22 protein-coding genes are annotated in these 26,027 nt (G+C 71.3%); 9 read left to right on the top strand and 13 right to left on the bottom strand.

All coding sequences use genetic code 11. The features are described 5' to 3' along the window. Nucleotides 1–92: 92 nt before the first annotated feature. Together ACFS27_RS01865 and ACFS27_RS01860 are read right to left on the bottom strand one after the other, a co-directional pair. The gene (locus tag ACFS27_RS01865; protein WP_377179770.1) at nt 93–923 is read right to left on the bottom strand and encodes a phosphoribosylaminoimidazolesuccinocarboxamide synthase; all 831 of its coding nucleotides are present in this window, start codon (nt 921–923) and stop codon (nt 93–95) included. Nucleotides 924–942: 19 nt separating this feature from the next. Next, on the bottom strand, nt 943–2,574 hold the full coding sequence (locus tag ACFS27_RS01860; protein WP_377179768.1) for an alpha-amylase family glycosyl hydrolase: 1,632 nt from the start codon (nt 2,572–2,574) through the stop codon (nt 943–945). Between the two features lie 47 nt (nt 2,575–2,621). Here ACFS27_RS01860 and ACFS27_RS01855 point away from each other — a divergent pair, with 47 nt between their 5' ends. Continuing rightward, complete coding sequence (locus ACFS27_RS01855) at nt 2,622–4,058, top strand: sulfatase family protein (RefSeq protein WP_377179766.1); 1,437 nt, start codon at nt 2,622–2,624, stop codon at nt 4,056–4,058. Nucleotides 4,059–4,099: 41 nt separating this feature from the next. Here the strand turns inward: ACFS27_RS01855 and ACFS27_RS01850 are convergent, their stop codons facing one another. From ACFS27_RS01850 to ACFS27_RS01830, 5 genes are all read right to left on the bottom strand, one after another. Further along, complete coding sequence (locus tag ACFS27_RS01850; RefSeq protein WP_377179764.1) at nt 4,100–5,641, bottom strand: glucoamylase family protein; 1,542 nt, start codon at nt 5,639–5,641, stop codon at nt 4,100–4,102. 26 nt (nt 5,642–5,667) lie between these two features. Continuing rightward, the gene (locus ACFS27_RS01845) at nt 5,668–6,852 is read right to left on the bottom strand and encodes a glycoside hydrolase family 1 protein (RefSeq protein WP_377179762.1); all 1,185 of its coding nucleotides are present in this window, start codon (nt 6,850–6,852) and stop codon (nt 5,668–5,670) included. Nucleotides 6,853–6,914: 62 nt separating this feature from the next. Further along, on the bottom strand, nt 6,915–7,763 hold the full coding sequence (locus ACFS27_RS01840) for a carbohydrate ABC transporter permease (protein ID WP_377179760.1): 849 nt from the start codon (nt 7,761–7,763) through the stop codon (nt 6,915–6,917). After that, nucleotides 7,763–8,653, bottom strand: coding sequence for a carbohydrate ABC transporter permease (locus ACFS27_RS01835; RefSeq protein WP_377179758.1), 891 nt, complete (start codon nt 8,651–8,653; stop codon nt 7,763–7,765). The genes ACFS27_RS01840 and ACFS27_RS01835 overlap by 1 nt, the downstream gene beginning before the upstream one ends. A 2-nt stretch (nt 8,654–8,655) precedes the next feature. Beyond that, nucleotides 8,656–9,933, bottom strand: coding sequence for an extracellular solute-binding protein (locus ACFS27_RS01830; RefSeq protein ID WP_377179756.1), 1,278 nt, complete (start codon nt 9,931–9,933; stop codon nt 8,656–8,658). A 252-nt stretch (nt 9,934–10,185) separates the two neighbouring features. Here ACFS27_RS01830 and ACFS27_RS01825 point away from each other — a divergent pair, with 252 nt between their 5' ends. Next, nucleotides 10,186–11,193 (top strand): LacI family DNA-binding transcriptional regulator, encoded by a 1,008-nt coding sequence (locus ACFS27_RS01825; RefSeq protein WP_377179754.1) that lies wholly within the window; start codon nt 10,186–10,188, stop codon nt 11,191–11,193. Nucleotides 11,194–11,244: 51 nt separating this feature from the next. On the opposite strand, the gene ACFS27_RS01820 is transcribed toward ACFS27_RS01825, so the two are convergent. After that, nucleotides 11,245–12,009, bottom strand: a complete 765-nt coding sequence (locus ACFS27_RS01820) for a lysophospholipid acyltransferase family protein (RefSeq protein WP_377179752.1) — start codon at nt 12,007–12,009, stop codon at nt 11,245–11,247. Nucleotides 12,010–12,064: 55 nt separating this feature from the next. On the opposite strand from ACFS27_RS01820, the gene ACFS27_RS01815 reads away from it, so the two are divergent. Next, the gene (locus ACFS27_RS01815; RefSeq protein ID WP_377179750.1) at nt 12,065–12,700 is read left to right on the top strand and encodes a hypothetical protein; all 636 of its coding nucleotides are present in this window, start codon (nt 12,065–12,067) and stop codon (nt 12,698–12,700) included. A gap of 107 nt (nt 12,701–12,807) precedes the next feature. Here the strand turns inward: ACFS27_RS01815 and ACFS27_RS01810 are convergent, their stop codons facing one another. Next, the gene (locus ACFS27_RS01810) at nt 12,808–13,752 is read right to left on the bottom strand and encodes an ROK family glucokinase (protein WP_377179748.1); all 945 of its coding nucleotides are present in this window, start codon (nt 13,750–13,752) and stop codon (nt 12,808–12,810) included. Between the two features lie 165 nt (nt 13,753–13,917). Between ACFS27_RS01810 and ACFS27_RS01805 the strand changes: the two genes are divergently transcribed. Beyond that, nucleotides 13,918–15,750, top strand: coding sequence for an AMP-dependent synthetase/ligase (locus tag ACFS27_RS01805; protein WP_377179746.1), 1,833 nt, complete (start codon nt 13,918–13,920; stop codon nt 15,748–15,750). A 104-nt stretch (nt 15,751–15,854) separates the two neighbouring features. Here the strand turns inward: ACFS27_RS01805 and ACFS27_RS01800 are convergent, their stop codons facing one another. Next, nucleotides 15,855–16,388, bottom strand: coding sequence for a GNAT family N-acetyltransferase (locus ACFS27_RS01800; protein WP_377179744.1), 534 nt, complete (start codon nt 16,386–16,388; stop codon nt 15,855–15,857). A 778-nt stretch (nt 16,389–17,166) separates the two neighbouring features. Here ACFS27_RS01800 and ACFS27_RS01795 point away from each other — a divergent pair. After that, complete coding sequence (locus ACFS27_RS01795; protein WP_377179742.1) at nt 17,167–18,393, top strand: pyrophosphate--fructose-6-phosphate 1-phosphotransferase; 1,227 nt, start codon at nt 17,167–17,169, stop codon at nt 18,391–18,393. 31 nt (nt 18,394–18,424) lie between these two features. After that, nucleotides 18,425–19,786, top strand: coding sequence for a class II 3-deoxy-7-phosphoheptulonate synthase (locus ACFS27_RS01790; RefSeq protein WP_377179740.1), 1,362 nt, complete (start codon nt 18,425–18,427; stop codon nt 19,784–19,786). Nucleotides 19,787–19,792: 6 nt separating this feature from the next. Here ACFS27_RS01790 and ACFS27_RS01785 read toward each other — a convergent pair whose 3' ends face one another. Then, entirely contained in the window at nt 19,793–20,158 is a 366-nt protein-coding gene (locus tag ACFS27_RS01785; RefSeq protein ID WP_377179738.1) for an Rv2175c family DNA-binding protein, read from the bottom strand. A 117-nt stretch (nt 20,159–20,275) separates the two neighbouring features. On the opposite strand from ACFS27_RS01785, the gene pknB reads away from it, so the two are divergent. Next, nucleotides 20,276–22,171, top strand: coding sequence for a Stk1 family PASTA domain-containing Ser/Thr kinase (gene pknB, locus ACFS27_RS01780; protein WP_377179736.1), 1,896 nt, complete (start codon nt 20,276–20,278; stop codon nt 22,169–22,171). 49 nt (nt 22,172–22,220) lie between these two features. Here pknB and ACFS27_RS01775 read toward each other — a convergent pair whose 3' ends face one another. Together ACFS27_RS01775 and ACFS27_RS01770 are read right to left on the bottom strand one after the other, a co-directional pair. After that, nucleotides 22,221–23,369, bottom strand: coding sequence for a polyprenyl synthetase family protein (locus ACFS27_RS01775; RefSeq protein WP_377179734.1), 1,149 nt, complete (start codon nt 23,367–23,369; stop codon nt 22,221–22,223). Nucleotides 23,370–23,378: 9 nt separating this feature from the next. Then, on the bottom strand, nt 23,379–23,948 hold the full coding sequence (locus ACFS27_RS01770) for a hypothetical protein (RefSeq protein ID WP_377179732.1): 570 nt from the start codon (nt 23,946–23,948) through the stop codon (nt 23,379–23,381). Between the two features lie 28 nt (nt 23,949–23,976). On the opposite strand from ACFS27_RS01770, the gene ACFS27_RS01765 reads away from it, so the two are divergent. After that, nucleotides 23,977–25,446 carry a DUF4192 domain-containing protein gene (locus ACFS27_RS01765; protein ID WP_377179730.1) on the top strand — a complete coding sequence of 490 codons (1,470 nt, stop codon included), beginning with the start codon at nt 23,977–23,979 and terminating at the stop codon, nt 25,444–25,446. Between the two features lie 39 nt (nt 25,447–25,485). Further along, the gene (locus ACFS27_RS01760; RefSeq protein ID WP_377179728.1) at nt 25,486–25,851 is read left to right on the top strand and encodes a universal stress protein; all 366 of its coding nucleotides are present in this window, start codon (nt 25,486–25,488) and stop codon (nt 25,849–25,851) included. The last annotated feature ends 176 nt before the right edge of the window (nt 25,852–26,027 follow it).

The following is a 26,027-nucleotide window of genomic DNA, read 5'->3' as shown; positions in this document are numbered from 1 at the left end:
ACCACTGACACTCCCGTCCGCCGGCCTCGTCGAGTGCTGGGTATCTGTGGGAGATCGGCCCGTGGGCCAACAGATGGCCAGCACTCAACGGGTCAGGTCCAGGTGTCGCCCGTCAGCTGCTCGTAGATCTCGATGTAGCGGGCGCGGGTCTCCGCGACGACGTCGGCAGGGATCTCCGGGCCGGGGTAGGTGCGGTCCCAGCCGGTCAGCGTGGAGGACCAGTCACGGACGAACTGCTTGTCATAGGACCACTGCCCGCGGCCCGGCTCGTACTCGCTCGCCTTCCAGAAGCGCGAGGAGTCCGGGGTGAGCACCTCGTCGGCCAGCGTCAGCACGCCGTCGGCGTCGGTGCCGAACTCGAACTTCGTGTCCGCGATCAGGACGCCGCGCTCGCGGGCGATCTCGGCGCCGCGGTCGTAGATCTCCAGCGACAGGTCCCGCAGCCGGTTCGTCGTCTCCTCGCCCAGGTCCTTGGCGATCTCCTCGACGGAGATGTACTCGTCGTGGCCCTCGTCCGCCTTGGTCGACGGCGTGAAGACGGGTTGCGGGAGCCGGTCGGCCTCCACCAGGCCGGGCGGGAAGGCGACGCCGGAGACGCTGCCGGAGGCGCGGTAGCTCTCCAGGCCCCCGCCCGCGAGGTAGCCGCGCACGATGCACTCGACCGGGACGATCTCCAGGCGCTTGCAGCGCACTGCACGGCCCTGCCACTCGGCCGGGACGTCCTCGCTGATCACGTGGTTGGGCACGAGGTCGGCGAACTGGCGGAACCACCAGAGCGAGATCTGCGTGAGGATCGCGCCCTTGTCGGGTACCGGCGTCGGCAGCACCACGTCGTACACCGACACCCGGTCGGAAGCCACCAGAATCACATCGTCGCCGTCCGCGTAGACCTCGCGAACCTTGCCCTTACGGATCAGTTCCACGCGGCCAAGGTTAACCCGGCTACCGCGAGTCCTCCGGCGCGTCCAGGTCCAGCACGGCGTACCCGTGGCCGTCGAGGTGCACGACGTCGGCCCCGTCGGCACCTGGCTCGATCCGGCAGTGGCGGGCGAGGACCTCCCGGGCGCTCGCCGCGCCGTCGAGCGGAAGCTGCACCGCCGCCCGGCCCGGGTTCAGCACGACCGCGAGGGCCCCGCCCCGGAGGTAGGCCATGGGGTAGGCCGTGGCGAGCACCTCGACGGGCGACTCGACGTCGAGGCGGTGGTCGCTGTGCCGCAGCGCGATCAGCTCCCGCACGAGGTGCAGCAGCGAGCCGTCGTCGCCGAGCTGGTCAGCGACGGTCGGGCGGTCCGGGTCGGGGTCCTGTGGCAGGTAGGTGGAGCTGCCGGGGTTGCCAGGACCCAGCGTGCCGTCAGGGAGGTCGCCCCACTGCATGGGGGTGCGCGAGCCCGACCGGTCGTAGGTTGGGCTGAGGCGGGAGCCCTCCAGCGTCGGCGTGCCAGGCACGTACCGCATACCGATCTCGTCCCCGTAGTAGACGGACGGCATCGCGGGCCAGGTCATCGTGAGCACGTGCCCGACCCGTGCCTGCTCGGCGTCCCGCTCACCGGCGACCAGCCGGGTGAAGTCGTGGTTCGAGGTCGGCAGACCCACCACCCCGCCGCGGCCGGCGGTCGCGATGGCCTCGGCCGCCTCGCGCCAGGCACGGGCGAACGTCTCCGCGTCGCCGCGCGCGTCGGCGGCGGCCCAGGCAGGGACCTCGGCCCAGGCGGGGTTCACGGTGCCCGCGCTGTTGTTCCACAGGGACCGCATCGGGAGCCCGTTGTCGTCGCCCCCGAACTGGAGGAAGAAGTCCGCGTGGAAGCCGGCCGGGACGGACACCCGCGGGTTGCCCCACTCGCTGACCAGCACCCGCCCCGGATAGGCGTCGTCCAGCCAGGACCGCATCTCGCGCCACAGCCTGCCGGTCTCCACGTGCCCCGGGTCGTCCTTGACGAGCGAGGACGCCATGTCGACCCGGAAGCCGGCGACGCCGAGGTCGAACCAGTGCGCCATGATCTCGCGCAGCGCGGCCCGGTTGGCCAGCGGACCCGGAGCGTCGACCGGCTGGCGCCACGGCTCCGCGGGATCGAGGCGTGCGTAGCCGTAGTTCAGTGCAGGCTGGACCGGGAAGAAGTTCGGCAGGTAGTACCCGCCGCGGGTGCCAGGGCCCGGCTCGAAGCCGTCGACGGGCACGTCGCTCCACACGAACCGGTGGTCGTCCGGGTCGTCGGCCGACGCGCGGAACCAGGGGTGCTGGTCCGACGTGTGGCCCGCCACGAGGTCGAGCAGCACGGAGATGCCGCGGCGGCCGGCCTCCTCGGTGAGCCGTGCCAGGTCGTCGTTCGTGCCGTACCGAGGCGCGATCTGGAAGAAGTCCGCGACGTCGTACCCGGCGTCGGCGAACGGCGAGACGAAGCACGGGCTGAGCCAGATGGCGTCCACGCCGAGCCAGGCGAGGTAGTCGAGGCGCCCGGCGATACCGGCGAGGTCACCGATCCCGTCGCCGTCGGCGTCCGCGAAGGACTGCGGATAGATCTGGTACAGGACGGTGCGACCCAGGCGAGCGGCGAGGTCGACAGCGGTGGAGGTCAACGGTCTGCTCCTTCGTAGGTATGGGGACAGTCTGGTAGGCAGGGCATATGAGCGCATCCGCCCGCAAGCCCGACATCGTGCTGATCCTCACCGACGACCACGCGGCGCACGCTGTCGGCGCGTACGGATCGGTCGTCAACAGGACGCCACGCATCGACGAGATCGCGGACGCGGGCTGGCGGCTGGACCACTGCTACGCGACGAACGCGCTGTGCACCCCGAGCCGGGCGTCGATCCTGACCGGCACGTACAGCCACGTCAACGGAGTGACCACGCTGTCGACGCCGATCGACGCGAGCCTGCCGACGTTCGTGACGCAGCTGCGCGACGCCGGCTACCGCACCGGGATCGTCGGCAAGTGGCACATGGGGCACGGCGACGGCCACGACCCGCAGGGGTTCGACTACTGGGACGTCCTGATCGAGCAGGGGGAGTACTTCGACCCGACGTTCCTGTCCGCCACGGGCCGCCGGACCGTGCCCGGCTACGCCACCGACGTCATCACTGACCTGGCCCTGGGGTGGGCGGACAGCCTGGACGACGACGAGCCGGTCTGCCTGCTGATCTGCCACAAGGCGCCGCACCGGTCGTGGGAACCGGACGAGAAGCACAAGGACCTGTACTCCGGCCCCATCCCGGTGCCCGCGACGTTCACCGACGACTACGCGACGCGCACGTCGTCGGCCCGCCGGTCCGCCATGCGGGTCGCCGACCACCTGACGCTGGACGACCTGAAGACGGAACCACCCGCAGGGCTCGGCTACGACGAGCTCGCGCTGTGGAAGTACCAGCGGTACATGGAGGACTACCTGCGGTGCGTCGCGTCGGTGGACGACAACGTCGGCCGGGTGACCGACTGGCTCCGCGAGCGCGGACGCCTCGACGACACGCTGCTCATGTACTCCTCCGACCAGGGTTTCTTCCTCGGGGACCACGGCTGGTTCGACAAGCGGTACATGTACGAGGAGTCGATCCGGATGCCGTTCGTGCTGTCCTACCCGCGCCGGCTGCCCGCCGGCGGGGTGCACGCGGGGATCGTCACGAACGTGGACCTGGCCCGGACCGTCCTCGAAGCCGCCGATGTTCCGCCGCACCCGGGCATGCAGGGCCGCAGCTTCTTCGCGGACCTCGCGGGGGAGGGGAACCACGGCGACGCACCGGAGGGCTTCTACTACCGCTACTGGGAGCACGACGACGGCAACCATCGCGCGGCCGCCCACTACGGCTACCGCGACGCCCGGTACAAGCTCATCTATTTCTACAACGACGGGCTCGGGCTCCCTGGCACCGGACCGGGCCGGTACCCGGGCGAGTGGGAGCTGTACGACCTGGAGCAGGACCCGGACGAGCTGCGCAACGTGGCCGACGATCCCGGCTACGCGCAGGTCCGCACCCGGCTCGAGGTGGCGCTGTGGGAGGCGCAGGCGGCGGTCGGCGACGAGCCGCACCCAAGCCAGCCGGTCCCCGAGGGGGTGCTCGGCTGACCCGGGCGCGGCCCGGTGGGTGACCAGACCGGCCACCCCGGTCACTCGCGCCCGACGGCGAACGTCTCCATCGCCATCAGCGGCCGCACGGTGCGCTCCAGGGCGCCGGGCGCGACGTAGCGGCGCATCGCGTCGTCGGCCAGCTCGTTGCCGAGCGCGGCCATGATCATGCCCTGGTCGAGCGCCAGGTAGCGCTCGGAGACCTGGCCGCTGCGCACCGCCACGGCGTCGTAGAACCCGCCAGGGCCGTACGCGTCGAAGTCCCTGGCGATGCGCCGCAGGTTGGCGACGGACTCGCCGCGGGCGTACCGCAGCGCGAGGAACGAGGCGTGCGGCGTCACGACGCCGTCGCCGAACTCCGTTGGCGCGGGCGAGCCCTCGCGGCAGCCCTCGTACGGCTGGTCGACCGTCGTGCGCTCCTGGTCCGAGGTGTAGCCAGGGCCGTCCAGCCCCAGCTGGTCGACGCCGTACTCGCGGTACCCGCCGGCCGGGTCGTTGGACGGCGAGAAGCCCCAGTACCCGTAGTCCGCCTCCCGCATCCCGTGCTCGATCTGCCCGCGCACGTACAGCGGGTGGTTGCGGCCCCACGAGCGAGGCCCCCACGTCTCCTCCGGCACGAAGAGCGGCACCATCAGGGCCTCGAACATGCTGCCGCCCCACGTCGGGACCACCCGCATGCCGCGGTACGGCAGCGCGCCCTCGAAGACCGGCACCCCCAGGTACTCAGCCCACTCGCCGGAGGGCCGCGTCTCCGTCCAGTCCCAGTCGCAGGAGTCCGGGAAGGTGCGGTACGTGCCGAAGTAGTGCTTCGCCGGGATCTGCCCCTCGGCGATGCCGAGATACGACGCGATACGAGGTTCCGTGTTGAACGCGCCGTAGTGGTGACCCGTGTACCAGACGTCCGCACCCATGCCGCAGTAGTCCCCGGCGACCGGCGCCGGCTCCTGCGGGTCGGTGTCCCAGAAGCCGCCGCGGATCTGGTTCTGAGCGGGGTCGTAGTAGCAGCCGAAGTCCATGCGCTCGCGAACCGCGTCCGCCTCCTCGGCCAGGGACGGCTCCGCGCGGCTCGCCAGGAGCAGCCCGGTGGCCAGCCAGCCGTTGTCGACACTGGACAGGAACGGCTTGACCGGATCGCCGCTCGTGGGAAACTCCAGCAGCTTGGCGCCCGTGGCCGGGTCGTACCAGTTGTAGAACATGCCGCTGCGCTCGTGCAGCTCCAGCCCTGCGACGGTGTCCAGCGTGGTCGCCAGGCGCTCGCGGGCCTCGGCCCGTCCGATCAGCCCGACGTCGCGGGCGACCACCGTGCTCCACAGGTAGGCGCCGATGTTCGTCGGCGATGTGTAACCACCGCGGCTGCCGGGGCTGAGGTCGCCACCGATGTTGTCGTCGGGCAGCCCGGTCTCCTCGACCACCAGCGCGTCGAACGAGCGCCAGGTGTCGGCCGCCCAGGTGCGCAGCAGGCGGCGGTCGTCGCCGGTGCTGCTGCCGGTGTCAGGGCCCGGTCCCGTGGCGCTCGCTGGGACGGCCGTCAGCGCCAGCGCGGCGACGGCGGCCGTCGCGACCAGCGTCCGGTGTCTTCTCATGGTGGGTCTCCTCTACATCGTCGTAGTCAGGCCAGGTGTCCGGTGCGGGCGACCGTGCCGAGCCAGGCGAGGCTCGGCTTGGGCGTCCGCTCGAACGTCGTACGGTCGACGGCGACCAGCCCGAACGTCGGGGCGAAGCCGCTCATCCACTCGTAGTTGTCGAGCAGGGACCAGTGCAGGTACCCCTCGACACGGCAGCCGCCGGAGATCGCCCTGGCCATGCCGGCGAGGGCCTCCCTGGTGTAGTCGATGCGCCGCGCGTCGTCGGCGGTGGCCATGCCGTTCTCGGTGACGATCATCGGGACGCCACCGGTGACGCGGTGCGTGTACTCGAGGGCCTCGCCCAGTGCCTGCGGGTAGTACTCCCAGCCGGTCAGCGTGCGTTCGACGTCGTCGGCGGCGGGCAGCGGCTCGCCGTCCGCCCCGATGACGGTGCGCAGGTAGCTCTGCACGCCCACGAAGTCGTCGCCGCGCGCCACCTCCAGGAAGAAGTCCTCGCGCGGGTAGGCGTAGGCGTCCCGGGCGGCCTCGGCGCCCGGCGCCGCCTGGAACACCTGGTTGGCGACGGTCCAGCCGGCCCGCACGTGGCCGAGGCCGTGGAGGATCTCGACGGCGCGCCGGTGCGCCGTCGCCTGGATCTCGGAGGCCGCCTGGTCCGGGGCGGCCAGCCCGGCGGCGTCCAGGTTGGTGCGCCGGCTCGCACCGAGCATCATCGAGGTGATGTTGGGCTCGTTGATGGTGACCACGTGGCCGACGTCGCCAAGGATCTGCGTCGTGGTCTCGACATAGCGGCTGAACGTGTCGACGGCGTCGGGCGCGAACCAGCCGCCGCGCTCCGCGAACCAGCGCGGCAGCGTGAAGTGCAGGAGCGTGACCACCGGGGTCACGCCGGCCGCAAGGCACGTGTCGATCATGCGCCGGTAGTGCGCCAGCTGCGCCCGCGAGATCTCGCCCTCGGCCGGCTCGATGCGCGCCCACTCGATCGAGAAGCGGTAGGCGCCGAGGCCTGCGTCGGCGAGGAGCCGGATGTCCTCCGGGTAGCGGTGGTAGCTGTCGACGGCGTCGCCGGAGCTCTCCGCGCACAGCGACCCGGCGACGTGCTCCTTGGCCCACCAGTCGCTGTTGACGTTGCCCCCTTCGATCTGGTGCGCGGCGGTCGAGGCGCCCCACAGGAAGCCGGGCGCGGTGGGCAGCGTGATCTGTTCGGTCACGAAAAACTCCTCGGGTGGTGCGGGACGGCGCGGGTGCCGCCGGGCTGCGGAGACACGGGCGGCTACTTGAGTCCGGTGGTCGAGATGCCCTGCACGATGTGTCGCTGCAGGGCGAGGAAGACGATGAGGATGGGCAGCACGATGACGGTCGCGCCCGCGACCAGCAGGCCGTACTGCACGGTGTTCTGCCCCGTCGAGTACAGGGCGAGGGCGACGGGCAGCGTGTACCGGTCGGCGGACTGCACGGCGACCAGGGGCCACAGGAAGTTGTTCCAGGATCCGAGGAACGTCAGGATGCCGAGCGTCGCGAGCGCCGGCCGGGTCTGCGGCAGGACGATGCGGAAGAACGTGCGGAACTCACCGGCGCCGTCGACGCGTGCGGCGTCGAGCAGCTCGTCGGGGATGTCGAGCATGAACTGCCGCATCAGGAACACGCCGAACGGCGCCGCGAGGAAGGGCAGGACGAGCGCCGCGTAGGTGTTGATGAGGTCCAGGTTGGCCACCAGCACGAACAGCGGCACGAACGTGACCATGCCAGGCACCATGAGCGTGCCTATGACCAGCGCGAAGAGCGCGCGCCGCCCGGGGAAGTCCAGCTTGGCCAGTGCGTAGCCGACCATCGCGCTGAACAGGACCGACCCGACCGTCACAGCCAGCGCAACGACCACCGAGTTGAAGAAGTACCGCGGGAAGCTCAGGGTGGCGAACAGCTCGGTGTAGTTGGCCCACGTCACCTGCTCGGGGAGCAGCGTCGGCGGGAACTGCCGGATCTCGCCCTCAGGCTTGACCGACGACACGACCATCCAGACGAGCGGCCCGATCGAGGCCGCGAGGCCGATCAGGAGCGCGATGTTGAGGACGAGGGCTCGCGGGGCGAGGCGGCGCTTGCGGGGCGCGTCGTCGTGCGCCATCACTTCTCCGTCCTGAGCAGGCGGAACTGGAGGTAGGACAGGATCACGATGGCGACGAACAGCACGTAGCTCATCGCGGCGGACAGGCCGTAGTTCCCGAACCCGAACTGGTTGAAGATCTCGTACGCCACCGAGTTGGTGGCGCCCAGCGGCCCGCCCTGCGTCATCACGAACGGCTCCTCGAAGAACTGCAGGTACCCGATGCCGGTGATCACCGCACAGAACAGCAGCGTCGGCCGCAGCAGCGGGACGGTGATCGACCGGAACTGGCGCACCGCGCCGGCTCCGTCGATGGCCGAGGCCTCGTAGAGATCCCGGGGGATGCCCTGCAGCCCGGCCAGCAGGATCACCATCGAGTACCCGACGTTGCGCCAGGTGGCCATCACGATGAGCGACGGCATGGCCCAGACCTCGTCGGTGAGCCAGCGCGGCCCGTCGATCCCGACCACGCCGAGAGCTGAGTTCACGAGCCCGAAGTCGGGCTGCAGCAGGAACCGCCACACGACCGCCACCGCGACGATCGAGGTCACCACGGGGGCGTAGAAGCCCACGCGGAACACCGACCGGAACCACACCAGGCCCGAGTTGAGCAGCACCGCCAGCAGCAGCGCGAGGACGAGCGTCAGCGGCATGGCCACGCCGACGAAGTAGAGCGTGTTGCCGGCGGCCTGCTGGAACTTCGGGTCCGCGAGGACCGCCACGAAGTTGTCGAGCCCCACGAAGTTGACCGCCCAGGGGGTCCTGAGGTCCGACCCCTGCATGTCGGTGAACGCCATGTAGAGGGAGGACGCGACCGGGACCAGCATGAAGACGGCGAACAGCGCGGTGAAGGGCAGCGCAAGGCCCCACGCGGCGAGGCCTGTCCGACGGCGGCGTGCGGAGACGGTCACGGTCAGTCCAGCCCCGTGCCGATCGAGGTGGCCGCTTCCTGCATCTGCTGGGCGGCGTCCTCGGGGCTGAGGTCGCCCGCGATCACCTGTTCGATGATGAGGTCGAACTCGTGCTCGATCTCGGACCACGTCGGGATCGCCGGCGTGGACCGGGCAGTCTCCAGGACGTCGCCGTAGACGGCGACCGCCTCGTTGTCGGCGAGCGCCGGGTCGTCCCAGGAGGCCTGGACGGCCGGCAGGTCGCTCGAGATCTCGAACCAGTCGACCTGGGTGGGCGCGTCCGTGGCGAACTGGACGAACTTCCACGCTGCGTCGGGATTGGCGGCATCGGCCAGGACCGCCAGGTTGGAGCCGCCGATGAACGAACCCGTCGTGGCGTCCGACGGCAGCGGCGCGACACCGAACGTGTCGGCGAAGTCGTCGCCCGCCGTGGTCAGCAGGTTGGCCCGCTCCCACGGCCCGGACACGAACGAGCCCAGGTCCCCGTCGATGAAGTTCTGCACCTTCTCGTCCTCGACCAGCACCTGCGGGGCGAGGCCGTCCCGCATGAACGACGAGTAGTAGTCGAGGGCCTTGACCTGCGCCTCGTTGTCGAGGCTGAACTCGCCGGAGTCGTCGAGGATCTCCCCGCCGGCCTGCCAGTAGAACGGGAAGTACATGAGGCTGGTGGAGGCGCCGCGGGTCTGCAGGGCGATGCCGTGCTCCGCCCCGGCGTCCTGCAGCCCGGCCGCGAACGCCGTCAGGTCGGCCCAGCTCTGAGGTGCCTCGACGCCCGCTTGCTCGGCGAGGTCGGTGCGGTAGTACAGGACGCGCGTCTCGACGTACCAGGGCACGCCGTAGGAGGTCCCGTCGACCACCGTGGTGTCCCAGGCGCCCGGGAAGAAGGCCGTGGAGTCGATGTCCTCAGGGGTGGGCGCGAGGCCGCCGAGCTCTACGAAGCCGCTCATGAGGGTGGTGCCGACCTGCATGACGTCGGGCACCTCGCCTGTGGCGATGGCCGTGTTGATCTTCTCGGTGGACGACTCCCACGGGACCGGCGTGACGTTCACCGTGGCGTCCGGGTTGTCGGTCTCGAACTGCTGGGCGAGCTCGGGCAGCAGCTCGCCCTCCGTGCCCATCGCCCAGACCTCGATGGTGCCGGTGGCGGGGCCGTCGGTGATGCTGCTGGGGCCCGCTGCCGGGGCGCCGGCCTCGTCGCTGCGCCCGCACCCGGTGAGGGCGAGGGCGAGCGTGAGGGTCGATGCCGTCGCCGCTGCGGCGAGGCGAGGTGTCCTGTTCACGATCACTCCTTTGTTGAACCGCGGTTCCGAAATTTCGAAGCTGACTCTCGGAAAGACTCGGGGAGATTAGACGTGGCCACCGGGCGTGTCAATGGGCGTGCGCCCGCAATTTCCCGGTGGAATGCCCGGTTGAATGCCCGGTGGAATGCCCTGCGGAGTGCCCTGCGGATGGCAGGTTGGCGGCAGGGCGGGTGACCGGGTCCGCTACGATCGGTTTCGGAAACGCCATCTCGCCACGCCGACGGAGGACCCATGACACAGGACCAGCCACGCATCCCGCTCGCCGTCGTGGCGGCCGAGGCGGGCGTGTCGGTCCCCACGGTGTCCAAGGTCCTCAACACGCGGCCCGACGTCGCCGGCGCCACCCGTACCCGTGTCACCGAGGTGCTGGAACGCCACGGCTACGTCGTGCGGCCCCGGTCCGCGAAGCCGACGGGCATGATCGACGTCCGGATCGTCGACTTCGAGGGCACGTGGTCGGAGGCGGTGGTCCGGGGCGCCGTGGCCGGCGCCCGTCGGCTCGGCCTCGACGTGGTCCTGGCGGTCGAGCCAGACCCCGACGACTGCAGCTCCTGGGTGCGGCACGCGCTCGAGCGCGGTACCGACGGCCTGGTCAGCATCGTCGCCGTGCCCGACGCAGAGGCACGCGGCGCGCTGGCCGACACCGGCACGCCGCTCGTCGTCGTCGACCCGCGTCAGCGGCCGCCGGAGGGGATGCTCAGCGTCGGAGCCACCAACTTCCAGGGCGGGCTCGAGGCGACGACGCACCTCCTGGGCCTCGGCCACCGGCGCATCGCGACCATCACCGGCGCGCTCGAGCAGGACAACGCCATCGCCCGGCTCGCCGGCTACCGGGCGGCCATGATCAGGGCAGGCGTCCCCTCCGACGACGACCTCGTGCACGAGGGGGCGTACGGCGTCACCTCAGGCTACGAGGGCGCCCAGCGGCTGATGGCCCTGAGCGACCCGCCCACGGCGATCTTCGCCAGCAGCGACGACACCGCCCTCGGGGCGCTGCGGGCCCTGCGCGAGGCGGGCGCCGTCGTGCCCCGTGACGTCTCGCTGGTGGGCTTCGACGACCTGCCGATCGCCCCGTGGATCGACCCGGCGCTCACCACGGTGCGCCAGCCGCTGGCGGAGATGGGGGCCACCGCCGTCGACCTCGTGCACAGGGCCCGCACGGCGAGCGGGCACACGCTCCGCACCGAGCTGGCCACCAGCCTGGTGGTGCGCGCCTCGACAGAGCCACCGCGCCGTTAGACCGCCTCGTCTGCCGAGGCCGGTAGCTTCCTGCGACATCGTAGGAGCAGGTCAGCGCCGCGGACGCTGCGGCTTCTCGACCTCCGGCAGCGGCAGCCCGCCGGGACCTTCCTCCGAGGCGGGGGCAGGGGACTCGCCACGGGCCGCGCGCTCCTTCGCGCTCGCCGCGTACGCGTCGACGTACTCCTGGCCGGACAGCGCGAGGATCGCGTACTGGATCTCGTCGGCGACGGCACGCAGCACGAACTTGTCCGTCTCCATGCCCTTGTACCGGCTGAAGTCGAGCGGCTCACCGATCACGGCGCCGAGCGGCATGAAGGTGGGCAGACCCCGTCCGGGCGGCTGGGCGACGTCGGTGTCGACCATGGCGACCGGGATCACGGGCGCGCCCGACTCGAGCGCCATCCGGGCCACGCCCGTCTTCGCCTTGTAGAGGCGGCCGTCGGGGCTGCGGGTGCCCTCGGGGTAGATGCCGAACAGGGTGCCCTCGCGCAGCACGCGCAGGCCGGTGCGCAGGGCGGCCTCGCTCGCCGCGCCCCCGGACCTGTCCACGGGGATCACGCCGATGCCCGTCATGAACCAGGCGACGACCTTGCCCTTGAGGCCCTTGCCGGTGAAGTAGTCGGACTTGCCGAGGAAGGTCACCCGGCGGGGGATCAGGAGCGGCAGGATGAACGAGTCGATCACCGCCAGGTGGTTGCTGGCCACGATCGCCGGGCCCGTTCGGGGCACGTTCTTGGCGCCGACGACCCACGGCTGGTACGCGAGTCGCAGCAGCGGGCCGACCAACAGGTTCCGCATCACCCAGTAGAACAAGATTCCTCCTCAAGACCCGACCCCGCGGGTCCCCCGACGACAATAGAGTGTGCCCATGGCCGCATCGAACACCGACGACCGAGACGACGACGTGCCCGGCGACACCCCACGCGAGCTGGGCGACGACGACGTGGCCTCACGCTGGGCCGACATCGTCGCCACCCTCGGCGACATAGACGTCTCGCGGGCCGACGGCGCTGCCGCCGACCCGGAGGAGCCCGCCGAATCCTCTCAGACTTCGCGGTCCGATGACGAGGGCGCCGCCGGCGACCGGCCCGACGATCGTGCGGACGACCGCACGGGCGCGCGCGCCGACGACCGCGCCGACGACACGGCCGACGGCGAGCAGTCCTCCGCGCCGCGCGTGATCCTGCCTGCCGGACCGCGCGACTGGCCGCTGTCGCCCGAGTCCGAGGCGCTCGAGGAGGAGGATTCCCACTTCACGCCGCCGGTGCCGCCCCCGCTGCTGTCCCGCGACCCGTTGCTGACGATGGCCTGGAGCTTCGTCGTGGGCGTCCCGACGCTTGCCCTGGTCGGGATGGTCGTCTCGGCGGCGATGCCGTCGGTGGCGATCCCGCCGCTGGTGGGACAGATCGGCGTCGGCCTGTTCGTGGCGGGCCTCGGTGTGCTGATCTGGCGCATGCCGCACCAGCGGGACCCCGACGACGACGGTCCCGGCGCTGTCGTCTGACATAGCTGACGTATCTGACGTCGTGCCAGATAGCGACGTGCCAGAAGCTCAGGTCACCAGGTGACCTGAGCTTCTGCCATGTGCGGATCTGCCCTGTGCGGAGAGGTTCAGCGGCGGGCGAGGTCCGCGGCGCCCACGATGCCTGCCTCGTTGCCGTGCTCGGCCAGCTCGATCTTCGCGACAGGCCGGTGGCCCATGGCGGACAGCTGCGCCTCGAAGCCCCGGCGCACGGGGCCGAGCAGCAGGTCGCCGGCTGCGCCGACGCCGCCGCCGATGACGATCAGCTCCGGGTCGAGCAGGGCTGCGACCGACGCCGAGCCCTCGCCGATCCAGCGCCCGAGGGTGGCGAGCAGCTCGATCGCCAGCTCGTCACCCGCCTGGGCGGCCTCCGTCACCATCTTGCCCTCGATCCCGGCCGGGTCGCCGCCGGCGAGCTCCAGCAGGCGCGCCGCCTGGTCCACGCGGGCGACGGCGGCATGCTGGGCGTCGCGCTCCAGCGCGCTGCCGGACGCGTACTGCTCCCAGCAGCCCTCGTGGCCGCACCCGCAGTAGTGCCCCTCCGGCACGACGCGCATGTGCCCGACCTCTGCGGCCATGCCCCACTTGCCGCGCACGAGGTCCCGCTCGGAGATGACGGCGCCGCCGAGGCCCGTGCCGACCGTGAGCATGAGCATGTCGGTGGCGTCACGCCCCGCGCCGAACCGGAACTCGGCCCAGCCCGCCGCGTTGGCGTCGTTCTCCACCACGATGGGCAGGTCCGCGTCGACCAGCTCGGCGACCTTCGCGGCCAGCGGGTACTCCCGCCAGGCGATGTTGGGGGCGAAGTTCACGGACGTCCGGTCCGGGCTCACGAAGCCGGCGGCCGCCAGCCCGATCGCGCTCACCTCGTGCTCCTTGACGAGCTCGTTGCAGGCTTCGGCGATCGCCCTGTCGATGTGCGCGACGTCGTCGGCGTCGGTCTCCCTGCGCACCTGAGCGAGGATCTTGCCCTCCTCGTCGACGACTCCCACAGCGATCTTCGTGCCGCCGATGTCGACCCCGATGGCGTGCATGCGTCCTCACGTTCTCTCGTTGCACGACGACCGTACCGGCCGTCGAAAAGGAGGTTGCACCGAGTAGGTGCGCACACCCAGGGTAGCGACCGCGAGGGGTGCAACACACGGAGTCCGTTTCCCGGTATCTTTGCAGGCACGGTCAGTACTGCCACTGGAGTCAGAATGGACGAGATCTTCAGCCCGATTCTTATCGAGCTGCCCCCCACCTCCAACCTCAACGATGTGCTCGCGGAGCGGGTCGGCGCCGGTGCCGACAAGCCGATCATGGAGGTACCCGGCGGCGAGGGCGAGCCTTGGCGCGTCGTCACGGCCGGCCAGTTCGACGCCCAGGTGGTCGCTGTGGCGAAGGGCCTCGTGGCCCGCGGGATCGAGCCGGGAGACCGGGTCGGCATCATGTGCCGCACCCGGTACGAGTGGGCGGTGCTGGACTTCGCGGTCTGGGCCACCGGCGCTGTGCCCGTCCCGATCTACGAGACCTCCTCGGCCGAGCAGGTCGAGTGGATCGCGTCCGACGCCGACGTGAAGCTCGTCTTCACCGAGACCGCAGGCAACGCCGCCACGGTCGCGGAGGTGCGCGACGCCTGCCCGACCCTGTCCGAGGTACTCGTCATCGACGACGGCGCGCTGGACACGGTGGCGGCAGCGGGCGCGGACGTGCCCGACGCGGAGATCACTCGTCGCCGGGCCATCGCCGACCTGGACGACCTCGCGACGATCATCTACACGTCGGGGACGACCGGTCGGCCCAAGGGCGCAGAGCTCACCCACCGCAACTTCGCGTCGCTCGCCGTGAACGCCGTCGAGGCGGTACCGGAGGTCTTCGCCAAGGACGGTGGACGCACCCTCCTGTTCATCCCCATGTCGCACGTGTTCGCGCGCTACATCCATGTGCTCGCCGTAGCCGGCGGCGTGGTCACCGGGCACTGGGCCGACACGACGACGCTGGTCAACGGACTCGGCGAGTTCAAGCCGACGTTCATCCTCGCGGTGCCGCGGGTGTTCGAGAAGGTCTACAACACCGCGGAGCAGACGGCGGCGGCCGGTGGCAAGGCGAAGATCTTCCACTGGGCCACCGCGACGGGTATCGCGTGGTCGCGGGCGCTGGACACGCCGTCGGGTCCGAGCCTGAGCCTGAAGCTGCAGCACAAGGTCGCCAGCGCCCTGGTCTTCTCCAAGCTGCGCGCCAAGCTGGGCGGTCAGGCGGAGTTCGCGGTGTCCGGCGGTGGGCCGCTCGGCGAACGCCTCGGCCACTTCTACCGTGGTCTGGGCCTCAAGGTGCTCGAGGGCTACGGGCTCACCGAGTCCACGGCGCCGACCAGCGTGAACCGTCCGTCGGCGACGAAGATCGGCTCGGTCGGCCTGCAGCTGCCCGGCTGCGGCGTCAAGATCGCCCCGGACTCGGAGATCCTGCTCAAGGGACACCACATGTTCAGGGCGTACCACAAGAACGAGGCGGCGACGGCGGAGGCGTTCACGGAGGACGGCTGGTTCCGCACCGGCGACCTCGGGGTGCTGGACGACGACGGGTTCCTCACGATCACCGGCCGCAAGAAGGAGATCATCGTCACCGCCGGCGGCAAGAACGTGGCGCCATCGAACCTCGAGGACCGTATCCGGGCGCACGCACTGGTCAGCCAGTGCGTCGTGGTCGGAGACAACAAGCCGTTCATCGGTGCCCTCGTCACGCTCGACGCCGACGGCCTGCCGGGCTGGCTGAAGATGCACGGCAAGCCGGCCCTGTCCGTCGACGAGGCACGCAAGGACCCCGACGTCCTCGCCGCGCTCGACTCGGCGGTCCAGCGTGCCAACAAGGCGGTCTCCACGGCGGAGTCGATCCGCAAGTACACCGTGCTGCCGGGCGACCTCACCATCGAGAACGGGTACCTCACGCCGAAGCAGAGCGTGAAGCGTGCGGTGTTCCTCAAGGACTTCGACGCCGACGTCGAGCGTCTGTACGCGGACAAGAACAGGGAGAGCCTGCACCTGATCGGCTGATCCGTTGATCCGTTGATCCGTTGATCCGGCCCTCGTCGGTCGAGCTCGTCGGGACCAGGTCCGACGAGCTCGACCGCGTGGTGTCCGTTACCGCGTGGTGTCCGTTACCGCGTGGTGAGCGAGATCCAGGTGTCGGGCGGCAGGTCGGGACGGTCCGGGACCGCCCGGTGCTCCTCGGTCCAGGCCTGCCCGACGGCGTTCGTGGCCACCGCCCGCCAGAAGCGCACGGCAGGCAGGTTGGCGTCCTGGAACGCGATCTCCCAGCGGCCGGGGAAGCTCGCCAGCACCTGAGCCGCGAGCTCTCGCCCGACGCCGCTCCGGCGAGCCCCACGGACCACGAAGAAGGAGCTGAGCACACGGCTCGGGCTATCGACTCCGCGCACGAGGGCGAACCCGACGGGCGATGCGGCGACGCCGTCGGTCTCGAGGTGTGCGAGGAGTCCGCGCCAGCCCGGTTCGGTGAACGCGGCGTCGAGCCGTTCGCGCCGGAACTGCCCGCTCGGGCCGGGGAGCGCGCCCGAGACCTCCGACATGTCATGCCGGAACAAGAGCCAGAGCCGCTCCAGGACGGGGCGGTCGGCGGGCGTCGTCGGGCGAATGGTGAGTCGTGGCGGGCGGGCGCCGGGAAGGATCGTCATAGCAGAAAGCCTCCCGGGCCACTAGGCACCGGGAGGCTCACCTGGATTCTCTCACGCGCTGCGGGCCCGAGTCGAGCAGCAGCTTCTCGGCGGGGCCGCGCCGCGCCTGCGGTCGAACCGCAGGTTGTTGTCGTTTCTTGCTGTCGGCGGGTTTCGACTGCCGTCGAACCGCAAGTCGGGCGTCGTTCCTGCCGTCGACTGCCGTCGAACCGCAAGTTGGGCGTCGTTCCTGCCGTCGACTGCCGTCGAACCGCAGCTTGGCCGTTCTTCCTGCCGTCGACCGGTGTCGAACCGCAAGTTGGGCGTCGTTCACGCGGCCCAACCGCACGCTGCACGTCGATCAGTGCTTGTTGTGACCAGCAACCTTCGGTTCGAGCCCTGGATGGACGTGCAGCTTGCGGTTGGGCGCTGGTGCGCTGCTGGATGGACGTGCAGCTTGCGGTTGGGCGCTGGTGCGCTGCTGGATGGACGTGCAGCTTGCGGTTGGGCGCTGGTGCGCTGCTGGATGGACGTGCAGCTTGCGGTTGGGCGCTGGTGCGCCGCCCTTGCGGAGCCGGGACGACGTGCAGCGTGCGGTCGGGCGCGTAGGTGGTGCGCTGCGGGCCCTGACCACCCTGACCACCCTGACCACCCTGACCACCCTGACCACGGTGTGCTCATTCACCGGACGTGCCGGGCGCGGGGCCCGGCCGTCAGTAGGATGACGACGAAGGGTGCCGCGCGGGCGATCGCCGGTCGTGGTTCCCGTGAACTTTCCCCGATGAGAGGTACTCCTCCGATGGCTGTTCGTCGTGTGGCCCTGCTGACCGCCGGCGGTTTCGCGCCCTGCCTGTCGTCCTCGGTTGGTGGCCTGATCGAGCGTTACACAGAGCTCGACCCCGAGATCGAGATCATTGCCTACCTGCACGGCTACCACGGCCTGCTGACGGGCAACAAGATCGAGATCGACGAGGAGGCCCGCAAGCAGGCTCCGGTCCTGCACCGCTTCGGCGGCTCGCCGATCGGCAACTCGCGCGTGAAGCTGACCAACGTCAAGGACGCGGTCAAGCGTGGTCTCGTCAAGGAGGGCCAGGACCCGCTGCACGTCGCCGCGGAGCAGCTCAAGGCCGACGGCGTGGACGTGCTGCACACCATCGGTGGTGACGACACCAACACGACGGCCGCCGACCTCGCCGCCTACCTGCACGACAACGGCTACGAGCTCACCGTCGTGGGCCTGCCGAAGACCATCGACAACGACGTGGTGCCGATCAAGCAGTCGCTCGGCGCGTGGACAGCAGCCGAGGAGGGCGCGAAGTTCGCGGCCAACGTCATCGGCGAGAACCGCGTGGGCCCGCGCATGCTGATCGTGCACGAGGTCATGGGCCGGCACTGCGGCTGGCTGACCGCCGCGACGGCCGGCAAGTACCGCGAGTGGCTCGACGAGCAGGAGTGGGCCCCCGCCCTGGGCCTGTCCCGCGAGCGCTGGGACGTGCACGCCGTGTTCCTGCCGGAGCTGGAGATCGACCTCGAGGGCGAGGCCAAGCGCCTGCGCGGCGTCATGGACGAGATCGGCAACGTCAACATCTTCCTCTCGGAGGGTGCGGGCATGCACGAGATCGTGGCGCAGCTCGAGGCGGCCGGCGAGACCGTGGAGCGCGACCCGTTCGGGCACGTGAAGCTCGACACGATCAACCCGGGCCAGTGGTTCGCGAAGCAGTTCGCGGAGAAGCTGGGCGCCGAGAAGACGATGGTGCAGAAGTCGGGCTACTACTCGCGCGCCGCGGCCGCGAACAGCGACGACCTGCGCCTCATCAAGTCGATGACCGACTACGCGGTGGAGTGTGCGCTGCGTGGTGAGTCCGGCGTCATCGGCCACGACGAGGAGGACGGCGACCGCCTCAAGGCGATCGCGTTCCCCCGCATCGCCGGTGGCAAGGCGTTCGACGTCTCGCAGGAGTGGTTCGGGCAGATCCTCGCGGACATCGGCCAGCCGCTCGTGCCGGCCGCCCCGACGGAGCACTGAGCGCGGTGCGGGCACCACTAGCGGCGAGCCGATGAGCACTGTCACAGATCCGGCCGAACGGTCGGCAGGGCCGGCGGGTCTCGACCACTACCGCACGCTCACGGCACTCCAGCAGCCGACGTGGCCGGACCCAGCCGCGCTGGCGGCCGCGACGGGCCGCCTGGCCCAGGCCGCGCCCATCGTGGTGCCCGCACAGGCCGACACCCTGACCGAGCGGCTCGCCGCCGCCGGTCGGGGCGAGGCGTTCCTGCTCCAGGGCGGGGACTGCGCGGAGACGTTCGCCGAGGCGAACGCCGACCGCATCCGGAACAAGGTCCGCACCATCCTGCAGATGGCGGTGGTGCTCACGCACGGCGCGAGCACGCCGGTGGTGAAGATGGGCCGCATGGCCGGCCAGTACGCCAAGCCGCGTTCCAGCGACACGGAGACGCGCGACGGCGTGACGCTGCCCGCCTATCGCGGCGACATGATCAACGGGTTCCCGTTCACGTCGGCCGACCGCCTGCCCGACCCGGAGCGGCTCGAACAGGCCTACCGGATCTCGGCGGCCACGGCGAACGTGGTCCGCGCCTTCACGCAGGGCGGCTTCGCCGACCTGCGCCAGGTGCACGAGTGGAACCGGGGCTTCATGCGCAACCCCGCCTACGCCCGGTACGAGAAGACTGCGGACGAGATCGACCGCGCCATCCGGTTCATGCACGCGTGCGGGGCCGACTTCGACGCGCTGCGCTCCGTCGAGTTCTTCCTGAGCCACGAGGCCCTGGTGCTCGACTACGAGCGCGCGCTGACCCGTACCGACCAGCGCACGGGTCGCGCCTACGACACCAGTGCGCACTTCCTGTGGATCGGGGAGCGCACGCGCCAGCTCGATGGCGCCCACGTGGACTTCATGTCCCGCATCGCCAACCCGATCGGCGTGAAGCTGGGGCCGACGACGACGCCGCACGACGCGCTGGCGCTCACCGAGCGGCTGAACCCTGACAACGTCCCCGGCCGGCTCACGTTCATCACGCGCATGGGCGCCGGTCGCGTCCGGGAAGTGCTGCCCAGCATCGTCGAGGCCGTGACCTGGTCCGGCGCGAACGTCACGTGGGTGACCGACCCGATGCACGGCAACACCATCACCTCGGACAGCGGGTACAAGACCCGCCGCCTGACGGACGTGCTCGACGAGGTCGCCGGATTCTTCGAGGTGCACCGCGCGCTGGGTACGGTCCCTGGCGGCCTGCACATGGAGCTCACCGGCGACGACGTCACCGAGGTGCTCGGCGGCAGCGAGGAGATCTCCGACGCGGGGCTCGCACTGCGCTACGAGACGCTCGTGGACCCGCGCCTGAACCACCAGCAGTCACTGGAGCTGGCGTTCCAGGTCGCGGAGATGCTCCGCCGGTAAGGACCGTCAGAGCAGCGTCTGCGCCACCCGGCGGACGGCGGCGCGCTTGCCGTTGATCAGGGCGTCGACCGGCTGCTCACCGAGCTCGTCGTTCGGCGTGAACAGCCACTCGATGATCTCCGCATCGGTGAACCCGGCGTCCGACAGCACGATCACCGTGCCGCGCAGCGTCGGGATCACGCCGGGGCGGCCGTCGACCTCCGGCAGCACGAACTTGGCGGGGACCTGGAAGATGGTCCGCTCACCGCGCTTGAGGCCGACGACGTGCTGGTCGCGGACGAGGCCGCGAGCCTTGCCGACCTCGATGTCGAGGGCCTCGGCGAGGTCGGGCAGGTTCAGCCATTCGCCAACGAGGGCGTCGAGATCTGTCACGGTAGAAGGGTATGCGACGGGGCGCTGCCCCGTGACGCCGCAACGATCCGGCAACGGCATCCTGTCCACTATGCGAGTTTCAGTCGGAGCGTGGGCGGTCCCCCGTACACTCCCAGCGTGGCTCAGGTGACGGCAGACTCTCTCATCGGCCGCCTGGTCGACGGGCGGTACCAGATCGTCGCGCGCGTGGCGCGTGGTGGCATGGCCACGGTGTACCGCGCGCACGACAACCGCCTGAACCGGGAGATCGCCCTCAAGGTGATGCACCCGCACCTGGCGGAGGGGGATCAGGCCGCGAGCTTCCTGCAGCGCTTCGAGCGTGAGGCCCGCTCGGCCGCCGGCCTGCAGCACCACGGTGTCGTTGCGGTCTATGACCAGGGCACCGACGGTGACATGCGCTATCTGACCATGGAGTACGTGCCCGGCACCAACCTGCGCCAGCTGATCCGCGACGGTGACCTGACGCTGCGCCGCTCGTTCGCCGTCCTCGACGTGGTGCTGTCGGCGCTCGCGGCCGCGCACGCCAAGGGGATCGTGCACCGCGACATCAAGCCGGAGAACGTGCTGCTGGAGCAGGGCACGGGGCGCCCCAAGGTGGCCGACTTCGGCCTGGCGCGCGCCATCTCCGAGGTGTCCAACACCACGACGGGCACGGTGCTCGGTACCGTCGCCTACCTCGCGCCGGAGACCATCTCGACCGGGCACGTCGACGCGCGCGCCGACGTGTACGCCGTGGGGATCCTCGCGTTCGAGCTGTTCACCGGTCGCCTTCCGCACGCGGGCGAGGGGCCGATCCAGGTCGCGTACGCGCACGTCAACACCGACGTGCCGCCCGTGAGCGCGTTCGCAGGCCACCTGGGGCGCCCGCTGGACCTGTTGGTCCGCGCCCTCACGGCACGCGACCCGGACCGGCGTCCGAGCGACGCCGCCGTGGCGCTCGACGCCCTGCGCAACACGTTCCAGCAGATCCCGAACGAGGTGCTCGACATCCCCGCGAGCGCGGCACCGCCGCCGTCGCAGGCCGCCGTGAAGGCGGCACGTACCGCCGTGGTGGAGCGGCCGGCGGCTGGACGCTGGGCGGCTCAGCGCCCGCAGCAGCCGCCACCTCCGCCTCCGCCGGCACGGAGTCCGCGGCGCGGGCGCAAGGTGCTGCTCGCCGTCGCGGTCGTGGCGGTCCTGTTCAGCGCCTGGTGGTACACGGAGCGTGGACCGGGCGCCTACGCGGTGGTGCCCGACGGCGTCGTCGGTGTCGCCGCGCAGCAGGCCGAGGAGGCGCTGACCGAGGCGGGGTTCACGCCGTCGAGCGTGGAGCAGTACGACTCCGAGGTGCCGGAGGGCGAGGTGATCTCGGTGGTCCCCGACGAGGGGCAGCGCTGGGAACGCGACGAGCGGGTTCGTCTCGTGATCTCGCTCGGGCAGGAGCTGGCCGAGGTACCCGCCGGCCTCGTCGGCATGACGGGGCAGACAGCGCAGGCCGCGCTGCGGGAAGCGGGCCTCACCGACGTCGAGGTCTCGCGCGAGTACACGAACGACGGCGCACGGGACGAGGTCATCTGGGCCTCGGTCCGGGACGGCGACATGGTGCCGACGGACGAGCACGTGCGGCTCACCGTGTCGGACGGGCCGCCACCGGTCACGGTCCCGGAGGTCGTCGGCCTCGGCGCGGACGAGGCCACGGGAACGCTGGAGGCCGATGACTTCGACGTGCAGCGGCAGGAGCGGTTCGACGAGAAGGTCCCCGCGGGCACGGTGCTCGGTACCGAGCCGGCCGGCGGGGCCGGCGCCCAGCAGGGAAGCACCGTGACGATCGTCGTCAGCCAGGGCCCGGAGGGCACGGTGCCCGACGTCGTAGGGATGTCGGTCGAGGACGCCCAGGCGACGCTCGAGGAGGCCGGCTACACGGTGGCTCTGCGCGGCTTCGGCGAGCTGTTCGGCGACGGTGTCACCGAGACGAAGCCGGCCGCCGGCAAGCACCTGAAGCAGGGCGGAGAGGTCACCGTCTGGACCTGGTGACGACCGGGTGACGGACCTGGCGGCGTGTCCGGCCGGTCAGGCTGACCGGTCAGGCTGACCGGTCGACGGCGGCGTGGGCGAGGTCGGTCAGCACGCCGCGGCCGGGCTCCGTCAGGTGCGCAAGGTCCAGCAGCGCGTGGGCGCGGACGGACAGGTCCGCGATGAGCTGCTCGACCGCGTCCAGCGCACCCGAGCCGACGATGACCTCACGCACCCGGGCGACGTCCTCCTCGGACAGGTCGGGGTCGCCCAGCGCGGCGGTCAGCGTAGCGGCCTCGGGCCCGTCGGCATCGGGCAGCAGCGCGAGGGTGCGCGCCACGATGACCGTGCGCTTGCCCTCGCGCAGGTCGTCGCCGGCCGGTTTACCCGTGACGGCCGGGTCACCGAAGACGCCGAGCACGTCGTCCCGCAGCTGGAAGGCCTCGCCGAGGGGCAGCCCCGCCGCCTCGATCCCGGCGGCTGCCTGCGCACCCCGGCCGGCCAGCAGCGCGCCGAGCGCCAGCGGCGCGGCCACCGAGTAGCTGGCGGTCTTGGCGCGCAGCACCTTCCGGGCGCGATCCTCGTCCGAGGCGGGGTCTGCGCCCCAGGGCTCCGCCTGGACCAGCACGTCCAGGTACTGGCCGACGACCACCTCGCTCTGCATGACGTCGAAGCGAGCACGTGCCGCCTCGGCGACATCGTCCGGCAGCGGTGCGAGCGCCGCCGACAGCTCGCGCTGGGCAGCGAGGAGCACGAGGTCACCGAGCAGGATCGCTGCGGCGTCGCCGAACCGCACCGCCTCGCCGGACCAGCCGGACCCGGCGTGCGTGGCGGCGAACGCCCGGTGCGCAGTCGGGCGGCCGCGGCGCGTGTCGGAGTTGTCCATCACGTCGTCGTGCAGCAGCGCCGCCGCCTGGAACAGCTCGAGCGCCGCCCCCACCCGGACCGCGGCGATCCGGGCCGGGTCCGTTGCGTCGGCGGCGCCCCCGTGCGCCCGGAACGACCAGTAGCAGAACGCGGCCCGCAGCCGCTTGCCGCCCATGAGCAGGCCGGCTGCCTCCTTGACCAGGACCTCGGCGCTCGGGCTGATCGCGCTCACCTCGGCCGCCAGCCGGTCGAGGTGAGCTGTCACGGCGGCGTCGACGTCGGCGCGGAGGTTCTCGGCGTCGAGCAGGGCAGCGGGATTCAGGGAGCCGGTACGGGCGGATGAGACGGACACGGCCCCAGCCTATGGGGTGCGGACGGTGCCACTGATCGAGGCGAGACGCCGCTCGCCGTCGTCGAGCACGCCCACGATGAGCGACTCCTGGACCTCCCCGGCCTTGGCCTCGGAGACGCGCAGGAACGCCGTCTGCGCACTGAGACCGCCCGAGTCCGGCGCCTCGATCTGCTCGAAGCCCTGACCGACCAGGACCTTCTTGACCTGCGCGACGAGCTTCTTCGTCGGCAGGCTCGACGACAGGTTGAGCGTCACCTGCGTCATCGGGGTGCTCTTGGCCTTCGAGTCCCGAGGGGCCGGCGCCGGGCTCGCCGACGACGCGAGCAGGAGGGCGTCCTTCGGCATCGGGAACAGGTCGGGCGGGAACCCCTCCGCGTAGGTGCCGACCGCTGACGACGGGTCGAAGGTCGGCAGCTCCGTTGGCCCACCGGACACGGCCGACCGGGGTTCCGGGGTGCCCGACGCGGTAGCTGCCGATGCCGGAGGCTCGGTCCCCGCTCCGCATCCCGCTGTCGCCAACGCCAGCCCGACGGCGGCGACGAGCGCTGCCGTGCGACGGGCTGTGGCGAGGTGAGGCACGTCGGACACCGTAGCCGGAGAGACCCTCGTGACGACAGTGCAGGGGGCGGAGCGCGACCACATCGGATTCGTTGTCCACACGGTTCTCCTGGCCGCGCCGCCGCCGCCCGGGGCGGCTGGGATCGACCACATGAACCCCAAGGACACCACGTCAGAGAACCTCGGCCGGCGACCGGCGGTGCCGACCGCGACGGTCGTCCGCGTCGCCGGACCCGAGGACCTGCTCGCCTACATCCCCTACCGGCTCGGCTTCGAGCCGGCCGAGTCCGTCGTCGCGGTCAGCCTGACCGGACCCCGCCAGCGCGTCGGGCTCGTCGCGCGGGTCGACCTCGACGACCTCCGCCTGCGCCAGCCGGACGACCCGGACGGACCCGACGGTGCGGCGACCGCGCGCTGGCTCACCGACCACGTGCTGGCCGACGGCGCCGACCGCGCCGTCGTGGTCCTCTACACCGCCACCGACCCGACCGTGCCGACGGGCGCCGCCCGGCGCGCCGTGGACCTGCTGCGAGCGCGGCTCGAGCGACGGCTCCCCGGGACGGAGGTGTGGCTCGTCGCCCCCACGGGCTTCCGGGCGCTCGACTGCGCCGACCCGATGTGCTGCCCGGCCGAGGGCCGGCCGCTCACCGCGCTGCAGGGCAGCCGCGTCGCCGCCCACATGGTGCTGGAGGGCCGCACCGTGGCAGGCACAAGGGAGGAGCGGTACGCCCTGCGGCCGGCGCCGGAGGTGGCCCGCACCCAGGCACGCCGGGCGGCGGCCCGCTGGACCGACACCTACCGACAGCTCCTGAACGGAACGAGGTTCCCTGACGGCGGGGGCCCGATCGACGGCGCCACGCCGATCGAGCGCACCGGACGACGCTCGGGGGCCGCACGCGACCGGCGAGCGGCGCCGTCGCAGGTCCTGCGCGCCGAGCGGGCACTGGGGGAGTGGGGTGCGGAGAGCCTTGGCCTGTGGCGCTCCGCCCTGCGGGTCGCAGCCGCCGCGGGGCCAGGGCAGCCCGCCGTGCTGTCGCCGGTGGACCTCGGGAAGATCGGTGCGGCGCTCGCGGACACACCGGTACGGGACGCGGTCCTGCTGAGCCTGGCGCCAGGCACGGAGGAGACGGCGCTGCGTACCGCCCGCCGGCGGGCGGACCACGACACCGACACGGCGACGGGGTCCGTCATGGCCCGGATCGTCGACCCGGTACAGGGGGTGCCTCCGGACGAGAGCATCACGCGGGCGGCACGTGACGTGCTGGAGGCTGTGGTCACGCACGTGCCCCGGAACCGGCGTGCTCCGGCCTACCTGCTGCTGGCACTGATCGCGTGGTGGCACGGCGACGGCGGGCTGGCCGCCGAGCGGGTCTCGGACGCGCTCGGTGTGGACCCGGACTACCGGCTCGCGCTGCTGCTGCGCGGGGCGATCGTCGGGGGTGTCCCGCCCGGCTGGGTGCGGCGGGAACGTGGCTCCTACCTCGGCGAGCCGGACCAGGGGGAGGCGGCGGCCGTGTGAGGCCCGGTCCGGGCGTGGCGTGGGGTAGCGTCGGTCGACATGACGATCGTCGTCGGCCACCTCGCCACGCCCGAGGGCCAAGAGGCTCTGCGTACTGCTGTCACCGAAGCCAGGGAGCGGGAGGTGCCGCTGGTCGTCGTCACCAACAGCAAGCGTCCAGCGGACGAGTGCAAGGCCGAGACCGACGAGCTGGTCAGCCGGCTCGCCGGCGAGGTCGAGGTGCGCGTAGAGCTCGGCACCGGCGACCTGGCCGAGGACCTGATCCGCACCGCGACGAGCACGGCCGCCGACCTGATCGTGATCGGCCTGCGCAAGCGGAGCCCGGTCGGCAAGCTCATCCTGGGCGCCGGCGCCCAGCGAATTCTTGTCGAGGCGCCGTGCCCGGTGCTGGCCGTCAAGGTCTGATCGGGTAGCCGGCTCGGGCATCCGACCGGGTGAGATCCCGTGTCGGGCCTGGGCCGTCCCGAGCCGTCCCGCCCCTGGTCCAGGGCAGATCAGACGGACCGGGAATGGTGTGGCTGCCTGGTTCGTTGACTCTTGGCACGCGAAATTCAGATCCACCTGCGGGGCTGCCCCGCCGG

The sequence above is a fragment of the Promicromonospora vindobonensis genome, from assembly GCF_042685865.1.
Lineage (GTDB): Bacteria > Actinomycetota > Actinomycetes > Actinomycetales > Cellulomonadaceae > Promicromonospora > Promicromonospora vindobonensis.
This window is presented reverse-complemented; position numbering and strand designations above follow the sequence as displayed.